The sequence below is a fragment of the Streptococcus sp. SM3 genome (genome assembly GCF_027497875.1).
The window spans coordinates 1-8,252 of record NZ_JAJNSA010000106.1; the positions used below are offsets into that span (position 1 = coordinate 1).

Consider the following 8,252-nt stretch of genomic DNA (forward strand, 5'->3'; position numbering starts at 1 on the left):
CAAGGACAAGGTTTCAGACTTGGTGAGCTATTCAGGAAGCAGTCATACCAGTACGGTCATGAACTATAACTTTCTCATGAATCAGGTCAAGAACTTGGACAACTCGATCATCCAGTATGAAAGTAATCATGCGAGTCAGGATTTGGTTGCCTTTAAGGAACTCTTGTCTGCGACCAAGGCCTTGATCGCAGAGCATGCAGGGAAGACACGGACTGTAGGGACTTATCAGTCGGGTGATTTCGCCAAACTCCAGTCTGTCCAACGCTTTGCGATTGCCTACAAACAGGCAACCAAGCAGATGGAGAGTCGTGTTGAACGCGTACAAGCTGCTCAGGAGCGGGACAAGGCTCGTTTTGAGGCCTTGGCTGCGGAGGATCGAGCCAAGAACGGTTGGAAAGACCTAGCTATTGGTGTGGTGACCGTTGCGTTTAGTATTCTTGCGATTGTAGGAAGCATGGGTTTTGCGACACCCTTGGTTGTTGGGGCTGGCTTAACCGCAGGACTGGGGTCGTTTGCTTATGGGACCTCTAATGCAGCGGAAGGGATTCATAATATCCAACTTGGGAATGCAGGGGATATCCATACCAAGGCAAAAAATCCTATCCGAGATACGCTTTTCATGGGGAATGACAAGCTGTATCATGATGTTGGGAATGTCTTTGTGACGGCGAGTGCTATCATGATTCCCATAGGGCAGACTCAGAGCGTTGTCAAGGGGTTGACCCAGTTTGCGATAGGGGAAGCCGGCGCCTATACAGCGGGTCAGGTAGCCTATCATGGGACTAAGCTCCTAGGTGGAAGTGAGGAAGATGCCCAAACCGCAAACTTTATCGGGAATATCGTAGGAGGTTATGTGGTCTCCTCAGCAGCCAGCAAGTTTAGTCTCAATAAGGTGAAAGTAGAGGTCGAAGCACCGAAGTATAACCGCGAGCAGATTCTGAAGAATCTGAAAGAAAGTAAACTTGCGAGGGAATCCAGTAACTTTGACCAGTATCTGGCGAAGGAGAAATTCCAGAAAACCTTGATGAGTATGGAACCGATGGACCGTCAGAGATATCTTCAATGGCACAAATATGCGGAGGCAGGTATCGAACCATCTGATAGAGTCAAATTAAGAAATTGGTCATATCCACCTGAGCCAGAATTTTACCTTAAAAATAAAAATGTATATGATAATCCGGATTATTTTAATCAGCTAACAGGGAATACAATTTATCCAGGAAGTCCCGAGAGTTCCATGGGTAGAGTTGATGGAAGTATATATAAACATGGATTTTTGAATGGCGAATACAAAGAATCTGTTATATTGCCTGGAACTCGAATAAACAGAATTGGTTCTAATCCAACGGGAAGGTATTTCTCTCCTGAAGGAGCAACATTTGGTGAGAAAGCCTTACCTCCTTTTATGAAACTCCAACCGAATTCAGACTACATTGTTCTAAAAGAAATACCAACAAAAGAAGGATTAGTTGCACCTTGGTTTGATGAACCTGGTATGGGAATCCAATATTATACATATTTAACAATTGGTGAATTAGAAAAAGGGAATTTTCTACTTAAATTGAAATAGGAATAATTAAATGCTAATAAAATTAAAAAACAAAATTGAATCCGAAGTTTCAAAAATTGGAAACATAAAATTAGGTGAATTTGGAATTTATTTTTCTGAACAACCTCCCTACTTTCCAGAGGGAATTTCTATAATAGAGGATGGAAATGGAAGGTATAATCTAGTTTTTACTGAGAGAGGAAAAATAACATCCGAGATTTCTAAATTAGATGATGATGAGGTGACTTATCAAATTTTAAAGATAATCATTAAGAATATTTCCTCGCAAAAGATTGATGAAAAGGATGTAGATTTAATTGATAAATTGATCAAAAATAATGAATTTGAGAAAGTTAGTCAAATAGTTGAGAAAGTACAAGAGAATAGATATCAATACGAAAAGGAATTATTTGAGAAAATCAGTCCATTATATACCTCATGGTTCGAAAAAGAGGATCACTAGAAGATGAGAGACGAAGCCAAAGAACGTTTAGAACTGTTATCAGCCATTCAAGATTTAGGATATGAGTCTTTAAGATTTTCTATTTTTAATGATCATAGACCAGGTGAATGGGAAGTTCGAATTGAGTTTGATTCTACTAGTGAACATTATTTTGTTTACGCTACAATGGATCGAGCAAGTTATAACAAAAAATTGGAATTTGATAATTTTGAGGATGCAAAAAATAAATTTATAGAAAAACTAGACCTCACTGTGAAAATAAATAGAGCTTCTATAAAAAGTGGAGAAGTTCCTGAATACTCCTCTCCATTATGGGAGAAAATCGATGATTGATATTGATCACATGAAATGTATAGTTGAACAAGAAATTAAAAAACGTCATTTCGAGAGCTTACATTATGTTCTATTTGACGAGGACAGTAATCTGCCTTGGGCTATTCACCTGTATTTAAAAAATAATAAATTTATAGTTAATAGCAGAGATGATCGTTCCTATATTATTGGGAAATCATGGGAATTTGAGAACTATGAGGAGGCAAAACATTTTTTTATCAAAAAAATGGAAACCTTTATTCAGTTAAATAGACTTGAAATTCAAACTGGGCATCCTCCATATTATCCATCCCCCCTCTGGGATAATCCACAGAATAACAAATAATTCCTTCCTTTTATGATAAAATAAATGAAATAAGAGTTTACTAATATTTTATTGGTAAACTCTTACTTTACAAGGACGGCTATTACCAGATTGATAGTGATCTTCATACAAAGCTACCTGGTCAGGTATTTACAAACCTTCATAGTGCTTTAAAGAGCTCACGGGACGATTTGAAGAGTGAGATTGAGGTCTTGAACACGACCAAGGACAACATTTCAGATTTGGTGAGCTATGAGGGAAGCAGTCATACCAGCACGGTCATGGACTATAACTTCCTCATGAATCAGCTCAAGAACTTGGATACCTCCATCACTCAGTATGAGAGTAACCATGCGAGTCAAGATTTGGTCGCCTTTAAGGAACTTCTGGCTGCGACTAAGGCCTTGATAACAGAACATGCAGGGAAAACACGGACTGTAGGGACTTATCAGTCAGGAGATTTCGCCAAACTCAAGTCTGTTCAACGCTTTGCGATAGCCTACAAACAGGCGACCCAGCAGATGGAGAGTCGCGTTGAGCGTGTACAAGCAGCTCAGGAGCGAGACAAGGTCCGTTTTGAAGCCTTGGCTCGATCAGATAAGGGTTGGAAAGACATGGCTGTTAGCGCATTGACTATCATTGTCGGAGTGACAGCCATCGTAGTTACATTGGGCTCTGCGACTCCTTTAGTTGTTGCAGGCGGTATAGTGGGTCTTGGGACAACAGCCTATGGGGCTTCTAATATGTATGAGGCTGATCAGGATATCAAACTTGGGAATGCAGGGGATATTCAGACTAAAGCAGGAAATCCCATCAGAGATACGCTTTTCATGGGCAATGACAAGCTGTATCATGATGTTGGGAATGTCTTTGTGACGGCGAGTGCCATCATGATTCCCATAGGGCAGACCCAGAGTGTTGTCAAGGGGGTGACCCAGTTTGCGATAGGGGAAGCAGGTGCCTATACAGCGGGTCAGGTTGCCTATCACGGGACCAAGCTCCTAGGTGGTAGTGAGGAAGACGCCCAAACCGCAAACTTTATCGGGAATATCGTAGGAGGTTATGCGGTCTCCTCAGCAGCCAGCAAGTTTAGTCTCAATAAGGTGAAAGTAGATGTCGAAGCATCGAAGTATAACAGCGAACAGATTCTGAAGAAAGACTTAAGGCCATATACTGGTGATTTGATGGATCCAATTGAAGCTAAGAGGTATAGCGATTATTGGCGTAGTAAAGGTATGGGATCTGAAGAAACATGGCAAGACTTTAAAAAGAATATACCAAATGGTACAATTGACGATTACAATAAAATATTGTATGAGCAAGATGCATGGCCACTAAACGTCAAACCTTCTTTTAAAATTCTTAAAGGAGGAGATACATTTGAAATGGCAATGGCTCCACGAGGTGAACAGTTGGATACATGGCCTGGAAAATTTGCTACAGATATAAATACAATATCGGACAAACAATATGTTAGAGACAGATTGGCAGTAAAGTATAATTGGAAAGCTGATATTGATAGAGTTGTTCAATATAGGGTTAAAGAAGGGAGTGAAATCCCTGCCAATGTAGGACCTATTGGACCTCAAATAGACTTGGAAATCAACAGGTATTTGCCAGGCGGTCCCAATCAGATTGAAATGCTGATGGGGAGAGAAAGAATGAATTTTTTAGAGATAATTGGAATTCGTAACATAGAATAGGGAAAGGATAGTTTATATGAGAGTTAGATATACTGACAAAAGTGTTAAGTGGGAAAATAATGGAAAAACCATAGAAATTAACATAGAAAATATAATATTTGCAGATTTTGATAAAGATAAAAATGCTATTTTTATTGGAGTTGGAAAAAATTTTACTGCATCAGATTTTTACTATTACTCTATCGACGGGGTGTTAATATTCCAATATCATGATTCGACTGACATTATTTCCTGGGGCTATAATCAAAAACATGAAATAGAGATTCCTTATAAAGAAACAGTCTCTTTCTATCCTAATCAAAAACTGATTTTAGTTATTTATAGAACTTCATCTAAACAAACTTCGGTAACTGAGATGAAAATATTTGATTTGTATGGTAATCTTACTTATCAAGCTAAATCTCCTGAGGGTTATACTATGATTTATGTCACAGATGTTCTCAGTAACCAAATAAAGGTTATTTGCGATGCAGTTATTGAGGAGAATCTAGATTCCTACGGTCGCGATCGTTTTCATTTCCTATTAAATCTAGATACAGGCAAATGGACAAAACTTGGTTTAGCATATTAAAATCTAAACTAGAGTCATCGAGTTCAGCTTTATAAAATTTACAATATTTTAATACTAGAGTTTTACCATCTCCTGAGGGATATCAAGTCGACCATCAGTATGAAGTGGTGAAGGACATTAGGTAAATATGAACCTACAATTAGACCTGACGGGACTCAAGATTGGAGTACACCTGGTCCAAATTCATACATCAGCAAGGCTGGAGATACCACTTACTTTAGCTTAGGGGATGATTGGAATAAATTGACGGAGGTCTATCATTTAGATAGCCGTGGAGAACAAATGTTTGAAGCATTTAATAAGCCAGCATTGGATGATACAGTTGCGCAAGGCAAGACTATTCGATTTTCTCATGATCCACGTTTAAAAATTTATGAAAAATCAGCCTTGAGATGGGAATGGGATTATTTACGAGCACAACATGGATATAAAGATATAGATTTTATAGGAGGATATTGGTATGCAGACAAATAGTATGTTAGAACAAGCAAGAGAAACTCGAAAGAAAATTAGGAAAGTTTTTATGGATAAAGTTGATACTATTGCAGCTTATGATATAGTTGATGAACCAAATCATCAAATGTTTAAATTGAATTTTGCAGCTTATGATTACTTTTGGATTCAATTTAGTTACGATAATGATTTATGCGGATTCTCTATTATTTTAAATGATCAATTTGGCGTATCGCTTGAAAGCGAAATGCGTAGCTATATGGGAACCACGGATTGGGATAGTTATTTAAAAGAGATCATGGCAGAGATTGAGTTACGCATTCCCGATAAGTTTTTAAAAGCTAAGGGTTGGTTGTAAAACTTGTTTAAACTATAGTTTTACAAAGATGCTTGATACCAGATTGATTCAAGCAATCATGCAAAGTTACCAAGTAAGGTATTTACAAACCTTCATAGTGCTTTAAAGAGCTCACGGGACGATTTGAAGAGTGAGATTGAGATCTTGAACACGACCAAGGACAAGATTTCAGACTTGGTGAGCTACGAAGGAAGCAGTCATACCAGTACAGTCATGAACTATAACTTCCTCATGAACCAGCTCAAGAACTTGGATACCTCCATCACTCAGTATGAAAGTAATCATGCGAGTCAGGATTTGGTTGCCTTTAAGGAACTCTTGTCTGCGACCAAGGCCTTGGTCGCAGAGCACGCAGGGAAGACACGTACGGTAGGGACTTATCAGTCAGGAGATTTTGCCAAACTCCAGTCTGTTCAACGCTTTGCGATAGCTTACAAACAGGCGACCCAGCAGATGGAGAGTCGTGTTGAACGCGTACAAGCTGCTCAGGAGCGGGACAAGGTCCGTTTTGAAGCCTTGGCTCGATCAGATAAGGGTTGGAAAGACATGGCTGTTAGCGCATTGACTATCATTGTCGGAGTGACAGCCATCGTAGTTACATTGGGCTCTGCGACTCCTTTAGTTGTTGCAGGCGGTATAGTGGGTCTTGGGACAACAGCCTATGGGGCTTCTAATATGTATGAGGCTGATCAGGATATCAAACTTGGGAATGCAGGGGATATTCAGACTAAAGCAGGAAATCCCATCAGAGATACGCTTTTCATGGGGAATGACAAGCTGTATCATGATGTTGGGAATGTCTTTGTGACGGCGAGTGCCATCATGATTCCCATAGGGCAGACCCAGAGCGTTGTCAAGGGGGTGACCCAGTTTGCGATAGGGGAAGCCGGTGCCTATACAGCGGGTCAGGTTGCCTATCATGGGACTAAGCTCCTAGGTGGAAGTGAGGAAGACGCCCAAACCGCAAACTTTATCGGGAATATAGTAGGAGGCTATGTGGCTTCCTCAGCAGCCAGCAAGTTTAGTCTCAATAAGGTGAAAGATGCCTTTTCTACGAATACAAAAAAATACACTCTGAATAGTGATCGATTATCAAATCTAGAACTATATACATCTCCAGAAATAAAAGCTAAAATCAATAAGGCGGGTTATAGCCTGGAGGACTTTTCGAACTTAGTAGATGCAGATACGACTTTATCAGCTAAAACAGATGCCTTTGTCAAAGCTGTTCGCAAAGAGATTGGTATACCAGCTCCTAAAACCAAGATGAATAAAACGATACCTACAGAGTTTGTTGAATCATATCTCAGCGGAGAACGTAATTATTTTGCAGGTTTTGTCTCGGTTGATGAGCATTCAAAATCATTAACTACTCTTCCAGAAATAGTTGAAGGAAATCGATTAGACTACCCCAATACTCCTTTTGACTTAGAAAAGACCAAGACCTATGCAAAGATATCATTTTTCTTGGATGAAGCAGATAAGCTAGATATTCCATTCGGTGAACTTGATAATGCGAGTTATCCTTTTACAGGTCGAGGTTTTACAGGTTCTAAGAATATCATATTACCGGAGTATAAATTGATGGAAGAACATGTATTTAAGAATGGAGATATGATAAGCATTTTTGAAAGTAAAACTGGTAAAGTTATGAAACAATACGGTTTTACTAAAGATAAAGGCTGGATAGTATTGGAATGAGGGATAGTAATGTACGCAATTTATAAACAAAACAAATTTGAAGCGGAATATGAGAACAAGCATGAAGTAATTTTATATAGTCGTGTTAAATTTAAAGATTTTCAAAATTATATAAGTCCTTGGGGGAGGATATCTGATAATGTATTTACAAAAAAAGTCAAGATGGAAGAGCTAGACTATCTATACAGTATTCATTATGAGATTCAATATAAGGGGCATTCTTTTCATGTTAGTAGTGGGATGATTCGAAGGAATGTTGAGAAAGATTGGTTTGAAATAATACCAAGCGCCAACCAAAATCAAATAAAGGATGAGTTGGGATTCAAGCAGATAAACAAATTAGAATGGGCAAAAGAGATTAGCCGAAAAGACATTGAAGTCTTAAAAATAATTGAAACACCTTTAGGAATCTTTAAAGATCAGGGAGTTAAGGCAAAAAGTTTAGAAGGCCAAGCCATTGATAACTTTTTAAATTCTATTGAAAAGTAATTTTTTGATGCTGTATCGCCATTGAAATAGCCTGTAAGGAACTTGTTTATACACTGTTAGTTGTAGGCAAGTTCCTGTTTTTACATTAAGTGAGAATCTCCAAGGTCAGGCCATCTCGAGTATGCGCCGTTACCTAGTAGAGGTGCATGGGACTCTTCTTCAGACTCTGGTCAACCTGATGAATGACTACTCAACTAACCTCCTACTGTACAAGGATGGTTACTACCAGATTGATGGTGATCTTCATACAAAGCTTCCAAGTAAGGTATTTACAAACCTTCATAGTGCTTTAAAGAGCTCACGGGACGATTTGAAGAGTGAGATTGAG

10 protein-coding genes and 1 pseudogene are annotated in these 8,252 nt (G+C 38.9%); all 11 read left to right on the forward strand.

The window, feature by feature from the left end:
* Positions 1 to 1,570: TNT domain-containing protein (locus tag PAN06_RS11855; protein ID WP_269796413.1), on the forward strand; the 1,570-nt coding region annotated here is incomplete at its 5' end.
* Positions 1,571 to 1,580: 10 nt separating this feature from the next.
* Complete coding sequence (locus tag PAN06_RS11860) at positions 1,581 to 2,012, forward strand: Imm63 family immunity protein (protein ID WP_125867510.1); 432 nt, start codon at positions 1,581 to 1,583, stop codon at positions 2,010 to 2,012.
* A 3-nt stretch (positions 2,013 to 2,015) separates the two neighbouring features.
* The gene (locus PAN06_RS11865) at positions 2,016 to 2,345 is read left to right on the forward strand and encodes an Imm59 family immunity protein (protein WP_042750261.1); all 330 of its coding nucleotides are present in this window, start codon (positions 2,016 to 2,018) and stop codon (positions 2,343 to 2,345) included.
* Positions 2,338 to 2,670: an Imm59 family immunity protein gene (locus PAN06_RS11870; RefSeq protein ID WP_200872074.1), complete on the forward strand. Its 333-nt coding sequence runs from the start codon at positions 2,338 to 2,340 to the stop codon at positions 2,668 to 2,670. Before PAN06_RS11865 ends, PAN06_RS11870 begins: the two co-directional genes overlap by 8 nt.
* Before the next feature lie 170 nt (positions 2,671 to 2,840).
* Positions 2,841 to 4,352, forward strand: a complete 1,512-nt coding sequence (locus PAN06_RS11875; RefSeq protein ID WP_269796414.1) for a hypothetical protein — start codon at positions 2,841 to 2,843, stop codon at positions 4,350 to 4,352.
* A 16-nt stretch (positions 4,353 to 4,368) separates the two neighbouring features.
* Positions 4,369 to 4,923, forward strand: a complete 555-nt coding sequence (locus tag PAN06_RS11880) for an alanine acetyltransferase (protein WP_125867512.1) — start codon at positions 4,369 to 4,371, stop codon at positions 4,921 to 4,923.
* A gap of 282 nt (positions 4,924 to 5,205) precedes the next feature.
* On the forward strand, positions 5,206 to 5,397 hold the full coding sequence (locus tag PAN06_RS11885) for a hypothetical protein (protein ID WP_260469072.1): 192 nt from the start codon (positions 5,206 to 5,208) through the stop codon (positions 5,395 to 5,397).
* On the forward strand, positions 5,384 to 5,734 hold the full coding sequence (locus PAN06_RS11890) for a hypothetical protein (RefSeq protein WP_042749676.1): 351 nt from the start codon (positions 5,384 to 5,386) through the stop codon (positions 5,732 to 5,734). The genes PAN06_RS11885 and PAN06_RS11890 overlap by 14 nt, the downstream gene beginning before the upstream one ends.
* Before the next feature lie 123 nt (positions 5,735 to 5,857).
* Entirely contained in the window at positions 5,858 to 7,435 is a 1,578-nt protein-coding gene (locus PAN06_RS11895) for a hypothetical protein (RefSeq protein WP_269796415.1), read from the forward strand.
* Positions 7,436 to 7,444: 9 nt separating this feature from the next.
* Positions 7,445 to 7,924 (forward strand): hypothetical protein, encoded by a 480-nt coding sequence (locus PAN06_RS11900; RefSeq protein WP_269796416.1) that lies wholly within the window; start codon positions 7,445 to 7,447, stop codon positions 7,922 to 7,924.
* Between the two features lie 94 nt (positions 7,925 to 8,018).
* A pseudogene (locus PAN06_RS11905) lies at positions 8,019 to 8,252 on the forward strand (T7SS effector LXG polymorphic toxin); the annotation flags it as partial.